We start from the raw sequence: 13521 nt of genomic DNA, 5'->3' as shown, positions 1-13521 counted from the left end.
GACCGGGAGCGGCGCCTAGATTGACATTTCATGCCAAAGCCGCCGAGACAGACTGTGTGAAAACTACTGCGCTCGGTTATGCGGCGTTAAAAACAATCTGGAGACCCGCATGCTCGACCCACGTACCGTCGCCAATACCTACGTGCGCACCCTGCTCGGCGCGGTGCACAAGCAAGGCGTGTCCAGTGCGCAACTGTTGCAGGGTTTGCCGCTGGATGAGGCCATGCTCAGCGCCCCTAACGGCCGCATCGGGGTGGCGCTCGTGCAGCGCATTTGGCAGCGGGCACTGGCCCTGAGCGGCGACCCGGCGCTGGGCCTGCGGGTGGCCGAAGCGCTGCAGCCGAGCAGCTTTCGGATACTCGGGCATGCCACCATGAGCTGCGCCTCGCTGGAGCAGGGTTTGGGCCTGATGCTGCGCTATCAACGCCTGGTCAGCGAGGCCGGAACCCTGGCGATACACAGCCAAACAGCCGCAGCAGTGACCATCATCTACACCGAACAACCGCTGCGTCTGGGCCTGTTGCCCCAGCAGGTCGAGGCCATAGTCGGTGGCATTCTCACTCAGGCGCGCGGGCTGGCGGGGCGCGCCTTGACCCCGCTGGCGGTAAGTTTTCAACACCCGCCGCAGGCCAGCGCCGCCGACTACCGTGAATTTTTCGGCTGTGTCGTGCAGTTTGCAGCGCCCGCGACTCTGCTGAGTTTCGCCCGCGCGGACTTGCAAATCCCGCTGCCCCAGGCCGACGCCGAGCTGTGCCGGGTGCATTGTGAGCTGGCCGAGCGCCAGCTCGACAAGCTGCCGCAGGTCGGTTACGTCAGCACTTTTGCCCTGCAGTGGCTCAGCACCCAGGTCAGCGGTGCCACCCGTCTTGGCGAGCTGGCCCAGAGCCTGGGCATCAGTGTGCGCAGCCTGCAACGCCAATTGCAGCTAGAAGGCCAGAGCTGGACCGCAGTCGTCGACGCGGCCCGCCGGGAAGCGCTGATCGCCTTGCTGCAGCAAAAGCTGCCGCTGGAGCAAGTCGCGCACCGCCTGGGCTACCACGACGCCAGCAGCCTGAGTCGCGCAGCCCGGCGCTGGCTGGGCAAAACCCCGGGGCAATGGCGAGCGGATAACGGCTAACCACCGACACATAAAGCGCCCAGTGCGGCAATCAAACTGCCACTCACTGCGGCGCGCCACTATACTGCTCGGCCTTTTTCCGCTATTGAACCGGAGATACCCATGCTTAAGCGCTTTTCGGCACTGGCTGCCAGCCTTGCCCTGTCCATTTCCTGCAACCTCAGCCAAGCCGCGACTGTGTTGCGCGTATCGGCGATTCCCGATGAGGCGCCGACCGAACTGCAGCGCAAGTTCAAGCCCTTGGGCGCCTACATGGAGCAACAACTCGGCATGCCCGTGGAGTTTGTCCCGGTCAGCGATTACGCCGCCGTGGTTGAGGCGCTGGCCGCCGACCGCCTGGACATGGCCTGGCTGGGCGGTTTCACCTTCGTGCAAACGCGGCTGAAAACCGGCAACGCCATCCCGCTGGTGCAGCGTGAACAGGACGAAAAATTCACCAGCAAGTACATCACCGGTAACCCGGCGGTGCAGTCGCTGCAAGACCTCAAGGGTAAGACCTTCGCCTTTGGTTCGGTGTCGTCCACTTCCGGCAGCCTGATGCCGCGTTACTTTATGCTCAAAGACGGGATCAACCCGGAACAGTTCTTCAGCCGCGTGGCCTACTCCGGCGCCCATGACGCCACCGTCGCCTGGGTGCAGGCCGGCAAGGTCGATGGCGGCGTGCTGAATGCCTCGGTGTGGGACAAGTTGGTCGCCGCCGGCAAGGTCGACACCAGTAAGGTGGTCGTACTGGGCACCACCCCCCCGTTCTACGATTACAACTGGACGGTGCGTGGCAATCTGGACCCGGCACTGGTCGAGAAAATCAAACTCGCCTTCCTCGCCCTCGACCCGGCCAAACCGGCTGACAAGGCGATTCTCGACCTGCAGGCCGCCACCCGCTTTATCCCAACCAAAGCCGAAAACTACCAGGGTATCGAGGACGCGGCGCGCGCAGCCGGCTTGTTGCAGTGAGCCCAAGGCAGCATGGCCTGCGTCTGAGCGATGCCGGCCTGACCTATGCCGACGGCCAAGTGGCGCTGAGCGGCCTCAACTTAAGCGTGGCGGCCGGCGAAAGCATTGCCATCATCGGCCCGTCCGGTGCTGGCAAGACCAGCTTGCTGCATCTGCTGGCCAGCCATTTGCGCCCAAGCTCCGGCCAGGTCGAGCTGCTCGGTCAAGCGCCCTGGGCGCTGCCGGGCTGGCAACGGCAACAACTGCGCAGCCAGATCGGCCTGATTCAGCAAGGCTCGGCCCTGCCCGCCCGGCAGCGGGTGGTCACCGCGGTATTGGCCGGCAAGCTGGGCCAATGGTCGATGGGCAAGAGCCTGCTGAGCCTGGTCTATCCCCTCGACCCCGAGGGCGCTGCCGCAGCACTTGCGCAGCTGGATTTGGCCGACAAGTTGTACCAGCGCTGCGACCAGCTCTCGGGCGGGCAACTGCAACGGGTGGCCATCGCCCGCGTCTTGTACCAGCAACCACAGCTGATTCTGGCCGATGAGCCGGTGTCGGCCATGGACCCGCTGCTCGCCAGCCACACCCTCGGTGTGCTCAATGAATATGCCCAGCAGCACGCCTGCACCTTGCTCGCCAGCCTGCACGCGGTGGATCTGGCGCTGGCGCACTTCAGCCGGGTGCTTGGCCTGCGTGACGGGCGCATCGTCTTCGATCAGCCGGCCCGTTGCATCAGCCCGGCCGACCTGACTGCACTCTATGCCAATGAGCAACTGCAAGCGGCGCACAGTCCCGCAGTGGTGGCACCCAGCATTCCGAGGCAAGTACCGCGATGCTGAGCCAGCGCGACCCCGCCGCCCTGCCGCGCTTGCTGTTCACCTTATTGGCCCTGGCGTTGCTGTGGCCGGGGCTGGTGTTGAGTGAGCTGAATCTGGCGGTGCTGTTTGACGCAGATAACCTGGGCAATATGGGCCAGTTCCTCAGCGGCTTCTGGCCGCCGGCCCACGACCCTGAGTTCCTGCAACTGCTGACCCAGGCCACCTTGCAAACCCTGGCCATCGCCACTGCCGGCATGAGCCTGGCGTTGTTGCTGGCCATCCCGCTGGCGCTGCTGGCGACCCGCGCCCTGTCGATTTCGGCGTTGCCACGCGGCGGCCAACCGGCCTGGTGGGCCAGTGCGCTGCGCTGGCCGGTAAAGGGCTTGCTGATTGTGCTACGCAGCGTGCCGGAGATTGTCTGGGCGCTATTGTTCGTGCGCGCCGTGGGCCTGGGCCCAACCGCCGGGGTGCTGGCGATTGGCATCACCTATGGCGGCATGCTCGGCAAGGTCTATGGCGAGATTTTTGAATCCACCGACCTGCGCCCGACCCGCGCCCTGTTGCTGGCCGGCAGCCCACGGCTGAGCGCCTTCGCCTATGGGGTACTGCCGAATGCCGCCGGGGAAATCCTCTCCTACAGCGTCTATCGCTGGGAGTGTGCGATCCGCGCTTCGGTGGTCATGGGCTTTGTCGGCGCCGGCGGCTTGGGGCAGCAGATCGACCTGTCGCTGCGGATGTTTGCCGGCGCCGAGGTGGCCAGCATGCTGCTGACCTTTCTCGCCTTGGTGCTAGCGGCCGACCTGTTCAGCCGCTGGCTGCGCGGGCGCTTAGCATGAGCCGCGCAATAGGATGTTGGCGATGAAACGTCTGGCTAATCTGACCTTATTAGTGGTGGTGCTAGCGACGCTCTACGCCTCCTTCGCCTACCTCAAGCTGGATTTGTTTGGCCTGTTTACCGGTGACAGTCCGGCGCTAATGTGGCGCTACGCCCAGGGATTCTTGCAGCCGGATTTCTCTGCCGAACTGCTCGGTAAAATCGGCCAAGGCACCTTAGAAACCCTGGCCATGTCGGCCATCGGCACCCTGCTCGCCAGCATTCTTGGTCTGCTGTTGGCACTGCCGGCGGCCGGGCGCTTTGGCGCCTTGGCCAAAGCGCTGACGCGCTTTTTGCTGAATGCTTTGCGGGCTATCCCTGAGCTGGTGTGGGCGGCGTTAATGGTGCTGGCCGCAGGCTTAGGCCCGAATGCCGGCACCCTGGCGCTGGCGTTGCACACCAGCGGCGTGCTCGGTCGCCTGTTTGCCGAAGCCCTGGAAAACACCCCAGCCGCGCCTGCGCAAGCCTTGCGTTTGGCCGGCAGCTCCAGCATCAGTGCCTTCTGCTACGGCACCCTGCCGGGGGTTTGGCCGCAACTGCTGGCCTATGCCCTGTATCGCTGGGAGAACAATATCCGCATGGCCAGCGTACTTGGGTTTGTCGGCGCCGGTGGCCTGGGGCAGATGCTCTATATAAGCCTCAGCCTGTTCCAGCAAGCCCAGGCCGCCAGCGTGATTCTGGCCATGCTGTTACTGGTACTGCTGGTCGACCTGTTCAGTAACTGGGCCCGCCAACGCTGGGTACAGGCCGGTTAACCAACGCCCCGCCCAGATCCCCGCAGCAAGCTGTGCGAACTCTGCCCTGACGTAGGTCGGACGTAGGTTGGGTTAGCGGCGGGGGGCGCGACCTAAGCAGCGCAACAACTTAAGCCGCCGCGTAACCCAACATGGACCTATGCCGCGCTAATTGCGCAAAGAGTCTGAAACCGCTCGGTGGGTTACGCGACGCACTGACGGCGAGGTGAGGTTTTGAGCCTGCGTAGCGCCGCTAACCCCCCCTACGAAAAAACGCCTGCAACACATAACTGGGACATAACCCTTAGAAACCATCCTTAAGCAGGTGATCGAGATTGACCGGATCGCCGGCATGGGCTTTGAGTTTTTCGCGAATATCCGCAAACATCAGGTCGTATTCGTGGTGATTGCGCAGCACCGCGCCAAAACTTGGATGCAGGCCATGCTTGGCGGCAATCCGGGTGGCGGTACTGGCAAAGTTAAAAGCGGTATCGCGGTGCAACTGGAACTCCTCCTCGAACGCCTTACCGTCGATTTCGCCAGTCATACGAAAATGCAGCATCAAGCCCTCGACCGGGTCAGACCGCACCTCGTAGTACAGATCCAGCGCAAACTCTTGAACGCCGGGCATGCCTGGCAGGTTCGCGCGGTGCAAATGTCCTGGCTCAAACATAGTGTTGCTCCTATCGAGGTGAGCGCCATCGGCGCTGGATAAACCGTAACCTACTCTATAACAGGCAACAGCCCAGGCGCTTGCCGTGCATCAATGCAAAGCCGGGTTAGCCCCACGCTCCTGCACCAACACCCAAGGAGCGACGACCACTGTCCACAGTGGCGGATCGCGCTCGAGCCAATCGCTGGCCTGTACAGCCTCAAGCTTGCCCACCTGAGTGGCCGCCAACCAGGCGGCAATGCTGGCCTTGTCATCTTGCGCCACGGCCACCGCCACGGCGACTAAATCCAGCTCGGCACTGACCCAGAGCAGTGCCCCACGGGCAAAAAACGGCTGTAATTCGGCCCAGCTGATGCGCGCCGTTTCACCCAGTAGCTTGGCGTAAAGGATCTCCATGGCGGCTGCGTCAGCGCTGTGGGTATTGGTTGTGTCAGTCATGCTCAACTCCTGTGGGGCGATGTGGGTAATCATAACCTCGCACCGGATGCAGGCAAGCCGTTGACAGCTAAGCTAAAAACCGTAAAACGACGTGAATCTATACGTTTGTTGCAGTTAAGCGACATTGTCCGCCCGCGCAGACCGTGGCCGCTTTCCAAGGGATAAATCGACGTTCTACACTGTGCCGGTACAGTTTTGACCAACACTTAAGCAGCTCAAGGCTTCTGACGCAGTCGTCGTTAGTGGCCAACCAATCAGCACAAACCAATAAAAATACGAGTGGAGCACTATGAATAAAGTCCAGATTTGTAAGCTAGTTGCCGCCATTGCCATGGCCAGTGCCAGCAGTTACTCAATGGCCGCTGACAGCATCAAAATCGCCTTGGCCGGCCCGGTTACCGGCGCTGTCGCGCAGTACGGCGAGATGCAGTTCGTCGGCGCCAAGATGGCCATCGAACAGATCAACAAAGCTGGCGGCGTCAATGGTGCAATGCTCGAAGGCGTGGTTTACGACGACGCCTGCGACCCCAAGCAAGCAGTGGCCGTGGCCAACAAAGTGGTCAACGATGAAATCAAATTCGTAGTCGGCCATCTGTGCTCAAGCTCTACCCAACCGGCCTCCGACATCTACGAAGATGAAGGCATCATCATGGTCACGCCGGCCTCCACCAGCCCGGAAATCACCAACCGCGGCTACAAAATGGTGTTCCGCACCATCGGTCTGGACAGCCTGCAAGGCCCAACCGCCGGCAACTACATTGCCGACGTGGCTAAGCCGAAAACCATCGCGATCATCCACGACAAACAACAATACGGCGAAGGCATTGCCACCGCGGTCAAGCAGACCGTAGAAAGCAAAGGCATGAAGGTCGCGGTGTTCGAAGGCATCAATGCCGGCGACAAAGACTTCTCCTCAATGATCTCCAAGCTCAAACAAGCCAATGTCGACTTCGTGTACTACGGCGGCTATCACCCAGAGCTCGGTCTGATCCTGCGTCAGTCGGCGGAAAAAGGCTTGAAAGCCCGCTTCATGGGCCCAGAAGGCGTGGGTAACAAAGACCTCTCGGCCATTGCCGGTCCGGCCTCCGAAGGCCTGCTGGTAACCTTGCCGAAAGCTTTCGACCTGGACCCAAAAAACCAGGCCCTGGTTGCTGCGTTCAAGGCTAAAAAGGAAGACCCAAGCGGCCCGTTCGTGTTCCCGTCCTACGCCGCTGTGCAAGTGCTTGCCGATGGCATCAAGCAAGCCGCCGGCACCGACACCACCAAAGTGGCTGCAGCATTGCGGGCCAACAGCTTCGAAACGCCAACCGGCAGCCTGAGCTTTGACGCCAAAGGCGATCTGAAAGACTTCAGTTTCGTGGTTTACAACTGGCACCAAGACGCCAGCAAAACCGAAGCCCCACTGAAATAACCCTCGCTACCCGCCAAACCCAAAGCCCACGACTGCTGCCGTGGGCTTTGTTTATCTGCGCTTTGCTGCACCGCGTTACCCACCCAGTTGCAACCGCCACCGGCCCAGTTTGTCCCCGCAGCAGCCCTCGACCGCGGCGCCGCTAAGTTCCAAGGAGTCAGGTAATGCCCGACATTTACCACTACATACAACAGCTGGTTAACGGTCTAACCGTTGGCAGCACCTATGCCTTGATCGCCATTGGCTACACCATGGTCTACGGGATCATCGGCATGATTAACTTCGCCCACGGCGAGGTGTACATGATTGGTTCCTACATCGCCTTTATCGCCATCGCCGGCCTGAGCATGTTCGGCATCGACAGCCTGCCGCTGCTGATGGGCGCGGCCTTTTTAGCCAGCATCATCGTCTGCAGTGCTTACGGTTACGGCATCGAACGTATTGCCTATCGCCCCCTGCGCGGCAGCAACCGACTGATTCCGCTGATCTCAGCGATTGGCGTGTCGATCTTCCTGCAAAACAGCGTCCTGCTCGCCCAAGACTCCAAAGACAAGGCCATCCCCAACCTGATCCCAGGCAACTTCGTGTTTGGCGAAAGCAGCATGAATGGCGTGGTGATTTCCTATATGCAGGTGCTGATCTTCATCGTCACCTTCCTGGTGATGCTGGCGCTGACCATGTTTATCTCCCGCTCCCGCCTGGGCCGCGCCTGCCGCGCCTGCGCCGAAGACATCAAGATGGCCAACCTCTTGGGCATCAACACCAACAACATCATCGCCCTGACCTTCGTGATCGGCGCCACCCTGGCGGCAGTGGCGGCGGTGCTGCTGGGTATGCAATACGGGGTGATCAACCCTAACGCGGGCTTTCTGGTCGGCATCAAGGCCTTTACCGCAGCGGTACTCGGCGGCATTGGCAGCATTCCCGGCGCCATGCTGGGCGGCCTGGTGCTGGGCATCGCCGAAGCCTTCGGTGCCGACATTTTTGGTGACCAATACAAAGACGTGGTGGCCTTTGCCCTGCTGGTGTTGGTGCTGTTGTTTCGTCCGACCGGCATTCTCGGTCGCCCGGAGGTTGAAAAAGTATGAGTGGCATTTTTACCAATCTCAAAACCGCCTGTTTCAGCGCGCTGCTGGTGCTGGCCGTGGCCTACCCGGTGCTGGGCCTGAAACTCAGCACCGTCGGCATCACCCTGGAGGTCCAGGGCGCCAGCCCGGCGCGGCTATGGGCCGTCGCCGCCGCCGCGCTGGGCATGTTTGTCTGGCAGTTGCTGCGCAACCGTATCGGCACTGTGTGGGCCGGCGCCCCCAAACTGCCTAAGCTGTCTGGCCAGGCCAGCAACTGGCTGACCTTGCCCGCCAACCAACGCTGGTTTATCGCCGGCTTGATTATCCTGGCGCTGGTCTGGCCATTTTTCGGCTCCCGCGGCGCGGTGGACATCGCCACCCTGGTCCTGATCTACATCATGCTGGCCCTCGGTCTGAACATCGTGGTCGGTCTGGCCGGGCTGCTGGACCTGGGTTACGTCGGTTTTTACGCCGTCGGCGCTTACAGCTATGCCTTGCTGTCGCACTATTACGGCCTGGGCTTTTGGATTTGCCTGCCGATTGCCGGACTGATGGCGGCCTTCTTCGGCTTTATCCTCGGCTTTCCGGTGTTGCGCCTGCGCGGCGATTACCTGGCCATCGTTACCCTGGGCTTTGGCGAGATCATCCGCATCCTGCTGCGCAACATGACCGAGCTGACCGGCGGCCCCAACGGCATCAGCAACATCGACAAACCCACCTTATTTGGCCTGAGCTTTGAGCGCACCGCCGCCGAAGGAATGCAGACCTTTCACGAGCATTTCGGCCTGGCCTACAACTCGATCAACAAGGTGATCTTCCTCTATCTAGTGGCCTTGCTGCTGGCCCTGCTGGCGCTGTTTGTGATCAACCGGCTGATGCGCATGCCGCTGGGCCGCGCTTGGGAAGCCTTGCGTGAAGACGAAATCGCCTGCCGCGCCCTGGGCATGAACCCGACCGTCATCAAGCTCTCGGCCTTCACCCTCGGCGCTTGCTTTGCAGGTTTTGCCGGCAGTTTCTTCGCCGCCCGCCAAGGTTTGATCACCCCGGAATCCTTCACCTTTATCGAGTCGGCCACCATCCTCGCCATAGTGGTGCTGGGCGGCCTGGGCTCGCAGCTGGGCATCATCCTGGCGGCAACTGTGATGATTCTGCTGCCCGAGTTGATGCGCGAATTCAGCGAATACCGGATGTTGATGTTCGGCGCCCTGATGGTGCTGATGATGATCTGGCGTCCGCAGGGCTTGCTGCCCATGCAGCGCCCGCACCTGGAGCTAAAACCATGAGCCGGCCGATACTTGAAGTCAGCGGCCTGTCCATGCGCTTCGGTGGCTTGCTGGCGGTTAACGGCGTGGCGCTCTCCGTGCAGCCCAAGCAAGTGGTGTCGATGATCGGTCCCAACGGCGCCGGCAAGACCACGGTGTTCAACTGCCTGACCGGCTTCTATCAACCCAGCGGCGGCGTGATCCTGCTCGACGACCTGCCGATCCACCACCTGCCTGGGCATAAAATCGCCCGCAAAGGCGTGGTGCGCACTTTCCAGAACGTGCGTTTATTCAAGGAAATGACCGTCATTGAAAACCTGCTGGTGGCCCAACACCGGCATCTCAACAACAATTTTCTCGCCGGTCTGTTCAAGACCCCAGGCTTTCGCCGCAGCGAACGTGGGGCGATGGAATTTGCTATGCACTGGCTGGAGCAGATCAATCTCGGCGAGTTTGCCAACCGCCTGGCCGGCACCCTCGCTTACGGTCAGCAACGCCGCCTGGAAATTGCCCGCTGCATGATGACCCGCCCGCGCATCCTGATGCTCGACGAGCCGGCCGCCGGACTCAACCCCCGCGAGACCGAAGACCTCAAGGCGCTGATTGGCATGCTGCGCGACCAGCATGACGTCACCGTTCTGCTGATCGAACATGACATGAAGCTGGTGATGAGCATCTCCGACCACATCTACGTGATCAACCAAGGCACGCCCTTGGCCAACGGTACCCCGGAGCAGATCCGCAATAACCCGGACGTGATCAAAGCCTATTTGGGGGAAGCGTAAAGATGTTGTACTTCAATAATGTCTCCACCTTCTACGGCAAGATCCAGGCCCTGCACGACGTCAGCATCGAAGTTAAACAAGGCGAAATCGTCACCCTGATCGGCGCCAACGGCGCCGGCAAATCGACCTTGCTGATGACCCTCTGCGGCTCGCCACAGGCCACCAGCGGCAGCATTCGCTACGAAGGCGAAGAGCTGATCGGCCTCGACACGCCCGAAATCATGCGCAAAAGCATCGCCGTGGTGCCCGAAGGCCGGCGGGTATTTGCCCGTCTGACGGTGGAAGAAAACCTAGCCATGGGCGGTTTCTTCACCGAGAAAGACGACTACCAAGAGCAGATGGACAAGGTCTTGCACCTGTTCCCGCGCCTCAAGGAGCGCTTCGCCCAACGCGCTGGCACCATGTCTGGCGGCGAACAACAGATGCTCGCCATCGGCCGCGCGTTGATGAGCAAACCCAATCTGCTGCTGCTCGACGAACCGAGCCTGGGCCTGGCACCGATCATCATCCAGCAGATTTTTGCCATCATCGAACAACTGCGCAGCGATGGCGTGACGGTGTTTCTGGTTGAGCAAAACGCCAACCAGGCACTGAAACTGGCGGATCGCGCCTACGTGTTGGAAAACGGCCGGATCGTCATGCAAGGCAGCGGCGCCGAACTGCTGGTCGACCCTAAAGTGCGCGATGCCTATTTAGGCGGTTAATCGGCGGCTAAGCACTCTCCCCTTGCCGATGCAGCTGGCAAGGGGATCTTATCGGCAGCAGCATCTTCAGTTTAATGGCCGTGATCGGTCCAAAACCAACGGTCGCGACCAACTGATTCGATCCCCCCCTCTAGACCGGCGCAGAGGTGCGCATGGACTCCCGGTCAGAGAAGGCTGCATGGAACGCCTGGAGCTTGGGGCGATCCTGACGCCAGGCCAGTTCCGGAAAACGAAAATCGAGATAGCCGAGGGCGCAGGCCACGCTGATCTGCGCGATATCGAGCGGTCCGCTCAGGTCGGCGCTGCTGTCTTCCAAGGCCTGGAGGGCACGCGTAACTTTGTCGAGTTGGCCGCTTTTCCAGTCATCCCACTGCAGTTCTTGCGGGCGCACGGCGTTTTCATAACGGACCAGCAAGGCGGCATCCATAAGCCCATCCGCCAGAGCGGCAAGCTTCAGTGCCGTCCAGCGGGCCGTTGGCTCCTGCGGGAAGAGCGTCGGCCCTGCATGCAGGCTGTCCAGGTACTCGCAGATCACCCGACTGTCGTATAGCGACTCGCCAGTAGTCGTTAGCAGAACCGGGATTTTCGCCAGCGGATTAAGCTGATTAACCATGTCGTTTGCTTTAATCGGCAGCACTGCCGTGTCGATCATTTCAATTGAGTCCAGCAGGCCGATTTCACTGGCCAGCACCCGGACTTTTCTGGCAAATGGCGATGCCGCGGCGTAGATCAACTTCATTGTTAACTCCTGAGGTGATGCAACAAAACATGCAAATTCGAAGGGATAGCGCCGTGCCCGGTCTATTGGACGCTGGCTGTATTCGTCTTTAGTATTCACGGCAACTTCAGTGGGCGTATCTCATGGTCATCGACAAAAAAATAAATTCAGCTTCGGTTCGCATGAAAGAGCTGGACCCACTGGATTTTTCACTGGAGCTGCTGCACTTCGGTTTTCGTGGCCTGACCGTGGATGCCGACCGCTACCTGGAAACATTCGCTCTCTCCCGAGTTCACCACCGGATTCTGTACATCATTGCCCGCTTCGATGAAATCAATGTGGGCGATCTTGCCGCGACGCTTGGCGTCAGCAAACAAGCCCTCCACCGGCCGTTGACGCATTTGTTCGAGCGCGAGTTGGTCGGTTACACCCGCCTGCCAGATCGGCATCGCTTCAAGATTCTTGCACTGACCCCCAAGGGACTGGAGGTCGAACAGCAAGCGACCAATCTCGAGCGAGTCGCCATTCGCCAAGCACTGAATACCACCACTGGCGAAGGACAGGCCGCCTGGCACTCGATCATGCAATCCCTGGCCGACCGCCTTGAATGAAAGGCCTCAGGCCGACTGGGTTATCCGCTCCCGCACAACTATGCACTTGGCCAGGGGCTGGATCAGCGCCTCGGTCGCCTCCACGCAGGAAACGATAGTCGGGCTCACCAATAAGGGATCGCAGGCCCCTGTATTCACCAGTTCCAGCACCTTCGGGATATGCGGCCGGACGCTGCAGCCTCCCACCGACAGCGTGACATCGCGCATATACATGCCGAACAGCGGAATTCTCGGATCCTCAAAGATGATCCCGATGCACGAGCAGTGTCCGCCCGGCGCCAGGGCCAGCAGGCCCTTGTGCAACGCCTGCTGCTCGCGGGTGGCCGAGACGACCAGGTCATAACGCTCATTAAGATCGCTGGCAAAGCCGATGTCGACATGCGCCCCGCAGCGCTCGGCCAGCCCCCTCCGGTAATCGTCGCTGTCCAGGTAATCCACGCTGCCAGCGCCGGCGGCCACCGCCATCTGCACGGCTAAAATGCCGAGGCTTTCGGTGCCGCCCACCACCAACACGCGCGCATCCTCGCGGCTGGCCAGCGGCCGGCTGGTGGCGACCCAGGCATCGGTGAGGTTGTCACTGGCGCTGGCCGCGGCAATCGGATTCAGCCCAGGCGGCAGGTGCACCAGCATCGCGTCGGCAAAAGGTACGTAGACGACTTCGGAAAACAACCCGCCCCAGTTGCCGCCAGCCGGCACCCCGTAGGCCGCATACTTGGCGACGCTGGTGCAGGCGGTCGTTCTGCCGCTCAGGCATTGCTTGCAGGTGCCGCAGGAAATCTTCCAGGGCACCGACACCAGATCGCCGCGCTTCAGGGTGCTGACCGCCGACCCCACTTCCAGCACTTCGGCCACGCATTCATGACCAATGACAAACGGCGGTTTGAACGGCGTGGCGCCGGCGATCAGGCGTCTATCCAGGTCGCAGGAGGCCGAGGCGATCGGCCTGACCAAGGCGCCTGCCGGCGAGCTGAGGGCCGGCGTGGGCACTCCCACCCAGACCAATTTTCCGGGTGCTTTGACGATGAGCTCTTTCATAAGCGATTCCTGATCGGCGATGGCCGTTGTATGGCGTGCTCTGTAGTGATTTGGGCTGAGCCGTGCATCTCAAGCACCTTGAGCAAGATGAAGATCGACCAGCAACGCCGGCGAATGGGCATAGAACTCCTGAAAGTCGAGATAGGTTGTTAGCTGCGCGATGAAACTCAGCACGCCAGCATGACCCGTATGCTCGCCAGCCCAAGGCATATAGACGCGAAAACCGGGCGCCTGCCAAGTGCAGGCGGGATCGCAGAGCTTGAGAAGATCGTCGATATTGCCTTGCGAAAATGCCGAATATGCCGCCTCGACAGTGTCGATCAAAACCTGGCGCCTGGGCA

16 protein-coding genes are annotated in these 13521 nt (G+C 61.0%); 11 read left to right on the top strand and 5 right to left on the bottom strand.

The annotated features are described in order from the left end of the window. Window positions 1-109 precede the first annotated feature (109 nt). The 5 genes from Q8R10_RS04165 to phnE all read left to right on the top strand — a co-directional run bounded on the left by Q8R10_RS04165 (window position 110) and on the right by phnE (window position 4497). The gene (locus Q8R10_RS04165) at window positions 110-1117 is read left to right on the top strand and encodes an AraC family transcriptional regulator (protein ID WP_305651291.1); all 1008 of its coding nucleotides are present in this window, start codon (window positions 110-112) and stop codon (window positions 1115-1117) included. A 102-nt stretch (window positions 1118-1219) separates the two neighbouring features. Further along, entirely contained in the window at window positions 1220-2071 is an 852-nt protein-coding gene (locus tag Q8R10_RS04160) for a putative selenate ABC transporter substrate-binding protein (RefSeq protein ID WP_305651288.1), read from the top strand. Beyond that, a complete protein-coding gene (locus Q8R10_RS04155) occupies window positions 2068-2889 on the top strand; it encodes a phosphonate ABC transporter ATP-binding protein (protein ID WP_305651286.1) in 822 nt (273 codons plus the stop codon). Before Q8R10_RS04160 ends, Q8R10_RS04155 begins: the two co-directional genes overlap by 4 nt. Further along, complete coding sequence (locus tag Q8R10_RS04150) at window positions 2883-3704, top strand: ABC transporter permease (RefSeq protein WP_305651284.1); 822 nt, start codon at window positions 2883-2885, stop codon at window positions 3702-3704. Before Q8R10_RS04155 ends, Q8R10_RS04150 begins: the two co-directional genes overlap by 7 nt. A 22-nt stretch (window positions 3705-3726) precedes the next feature. Continuing rightward, window positions 3727-4497: a phosphonate ABC transporter, permease protein PhnE gene (phnE, locus tag Q8R10_RS04145; protein WP_305651283.1), complete on the top strand. Its 771-nt coding sequence runs from the start codon at window positions 3727-3729 to the stop codon at window positions 4495-4497. 283 nt (window positions 4498-4780) lie between these two features. On the opposite strand, the gene Q8R10_RS04140 is transcribed toward phnE, so the two are convergent. Both Q8R10_RS04140 and Q8R10_RS04135 read right to left on the bottom strand, forming a co-directional pair. Continuing rightward, window positions 4781-5149: a DUF5064 family protein gene (locus tag Q8R10_RS04140; RefSeq protein ID WP_305651281.1), complete on the bottom strand. Its 369-nt coding sequence runs from the start codon at window positions 5147-5149 to the stop codon at window positions 4781-4783. 90 nt (window positions 5150-5239) lie between these two features. Further along, a complete protein-coding gene (locus Q8R10_RS04135; protein ID WP_305651279.1) occupies window positions 5240-5587 on the bottom strand; it encodes a DUF2288 domain-containing protein in 348 nt (115 codons plus the stop codon). Window positions 5588-5876: 289 nt separating this feature from the next. Between Q8R10_RS04135 and Q8R10_RS04130 the strand changes: the two genes are divergently transcribed. From Q8R10_RS04130 to Q8R10_RS04110, 5 genes are all read left to right on the top strand, one after another. Then, window positions 5877-6998: a branched-chain amino acid ABC transporter substrate-binding protein gene (locus tag Q8R10_RS04130; RefSeq protein WP_305651277.1), complete on the top strand. Its 1122-nt coding sequence runs from the start codon at window positions 5877-5879 to the stop codon at window positions 6996-6998. 164 nt (window positions 6999-7162) lie between these two features. After that, window positions 7163-8086, top strand: a complete 924-nt coding sequence (livH, locus tag Q8R10_RS04125) for a high-affinity branched-chain amino acid ABC transporter permease LivH (RefSeq protein WP_305651275.1) — start codon at window positions 7163-7165, stop codon at window positions 8084-8086. After that, window positions 8083-9348, top strand: a complete 1266-nt coding sequence (locus Q8R10_RS04120; RefSeq protein WP_371133288.1) for a high-affinity branched-chain amino acid ABC transporter permease LivM — start codon at window positions 8083-8085, stop codon at window positions 9346-9348. Before livH ends, Q8R10_RS04120 begins: the two co-directional genes overlap by 4 nt. After that, window positions 9345-10112, top strand: a complete 768-nt coding sequence (gene livG, locus Q8R10_RS04115) for a high-affinity branched-chain amino acid ABC transporter ATP-binding protein LivG (RefSeq protein WP_305651273.1) — start codon at window positions 9345-9347, stop codon at window positions 10110-10112. The genes Q8R10_RS04120 and livG overlap by 4 nt, the downstream gene beginning before the upstream one ends. Before the next feature lie 2 nt (window positions 10113-10114). Continuing rightward, window positions 10115-10816: an ABC transporter ATP-binding protein gene (locus Q8R10_RS04110; RefSeq protein WP_305651272.1), complete on the top strand. Its 702-nt coding sequence runs from the start codon at window positions 10115-10117 to the stop codon at window positions 10814-10816. Between the two features lie 130 nt (window positions 10817-10946). Here the strand turns inward: Q8R10_RS04110 and Q8R10_RS04105 are convergent, their stop codons facing one another. Beyond that, window positions 10947-11555, bottom strand: coding sequence for a glutathione S-transferase N-terminal domain-containing protein (locus Q8R10_RS04105; protein ID WP_305651394.1), 609 nt, complete (start codon window positions 11553-11555; stop codon window positions 10947-10949). 122 nt (window positions 11556-11677) lie between these two features. Between Q8R10_RS04105 and Q8R10_RS04100 the strand changes: the two genes are divergently transcribed. Then, on the top strand, window positions 11678-12145 hold the full coding sequence (locus Q8R10_RS04100) for a MarR family winged helix-turn-helix transcriptional regulator (protein ID WP_305651270.1): 468 nt from the start codon (window positions 11678-11680) through the stop codon (window positions 12143-12145). A 6-nt stretch (window positions 12146-12151) separates the two neighbouring features. Here the strand turns inward: Q8R10_RS04100 and Q8R10_RS04095 are convergent, their stop codons facing one another. Beyond that, window positions 12152-13180 (bottom strand): zinc-binding dehydrogenase, encoded by a 1029-nt coding sequence (locus tag Q8R10_RS04095; protein WP_305651268.1) that lies wholly within the window; start codon window positions 13178-13180, stop codon window positions 12152-12154. Between the two features lie 69 nt (window positions 13181-13249). After that, window positions 13250-13504, bottom strand: coding sequence for a nuclear transport factor 2 family protein (locus Q8R10_RS04090; RefSeq protein ID WP_305651266.1), 255 nt, complete (start codon window positions 13502-13504; stop codon window positions 13250-13252). Between the last annotated feature and the right edge of the window lie 17 nt (window positions 13505-13521).

It is taken from the genome of Pseudomonas sp. (assembly GCF_030698175.1).
Taxonomy (GTDB): Bacteria; Pseudomonadota; Gammaproteobacteria; order Pseudomonadales; family Pseudomonadaceae; genus Aquipseudomonas.
The sequence above is the reverse complement of the archived record's forward strand: the minus strand, read 5'-3'. Positions and strand labels throughout refer to the sequence as shown.

What these genes read in the sequence shown, in the direction of transcription:
- Q8R10_RS04165 (WP_305651291.1), top strand. Translation starts at nt 110, where the DNA reads ATGCTCGACCCACGTACCGTCGCCAATACCTACGTGCGCACCCTGCTC.
- Q8R10_RS04160 (WP_305651288.1), top strand. Translation starts at nt 1,220, where the DNA reads ATGCTTAAGCGCTTTTCGGCACTGGCTGCCAGCCTTGCCCTGTCCATT.
- Q8R10_RS04150 (WP_305651284.1), top strand. Translation starts at nt 2,883, where the DNA reads ATGCTGAGCCAGCGCGACCCCGCCGCCCTGCCGCGCTTGCTGTTCACC.
- phnE (WP_305651283.1), top strand. Translation starts at nt 3,727, where the DNA reads ATGAAACGTCTGGCTAATCTGACCTTATTAGTGGTGGTGCTAGCGACG.
- Q8R10_RS04140 (WP_305651281.1), bottom strand. Translation starts at nt 5,149, where the DNA reads ATGTTTGAGCCAGGACATTTGCACCGCGCGAACCTGCCAGGCATGCCC.
- Q8R10_RS04135 (WP_305651279.1), bottom strand. Translation starts at nt 5,587, where the DNA reads ATGACTGACACAACCAATACCCACAGCGCTGACGCAGCCGCCATGGAG.
- Q8R10_RS04130 (WP_305651277.1), top strand. Translation starts at nt 5,877, where the DNA reads ATGAATAAAGTCCAGATTTGTAAGCTAGTTGCCGCCATTGCCATGGCC.
- livH (WP_305651275.1), top strand. Translation starts at nt 7,163, where the DNA reads ATGCCCGACATTTACCACTACATACAACAGCTGGTTAACGGTCTAACC.
- Q8R10_RS04120 (WP_371133288.1), top strand. Translation starts at nt 8,083, where the DNA reads ATGAGTGGCATTTTTACCAATCTCAAAACCGCCTGTTTCAGCGCGCTG.
- livG (WP_305651273.1), top strand. Translation starts at nt 9,345, where the DNA reads ATGAGCCGGCCGATACTTGAAGTCAGCGGCCTGTCCATGCGCTTCGGT.
- Q8R10_RS04110 (WP_305651272.1), top strand. Translation starts at nt 10,115, where the DNA reads ATGTTGTACTTCAATAATGTCTCCACCTTCTACGGCAAGATCCAGGCC.
- Q8R10_RS04105 (WP_305651394.1), bottom strand. Translation starts at nt 11,555, where the DNA reads ATGAAGTTGATCTACGCCGCGGCATCGCCATTTGCCAGAAAAGTCCGG.
- Q8R10_RS04100 (WP_305651270.1), top strand. Translation starts at nt 11,678, where the DNA reads ATGGTCATCGACAAAAAAATAAATTCAGCTTCGGTTCGCATGAAAGAG.
- Q8R10_RS04095 (WP_305651268.1), bottom strand. Translation starts at nt 13,180, where the DNA reads ATGAAAGAGCTCATCGTCAAAGCACCCGGAAAATTGGTCTGGGTGGGA.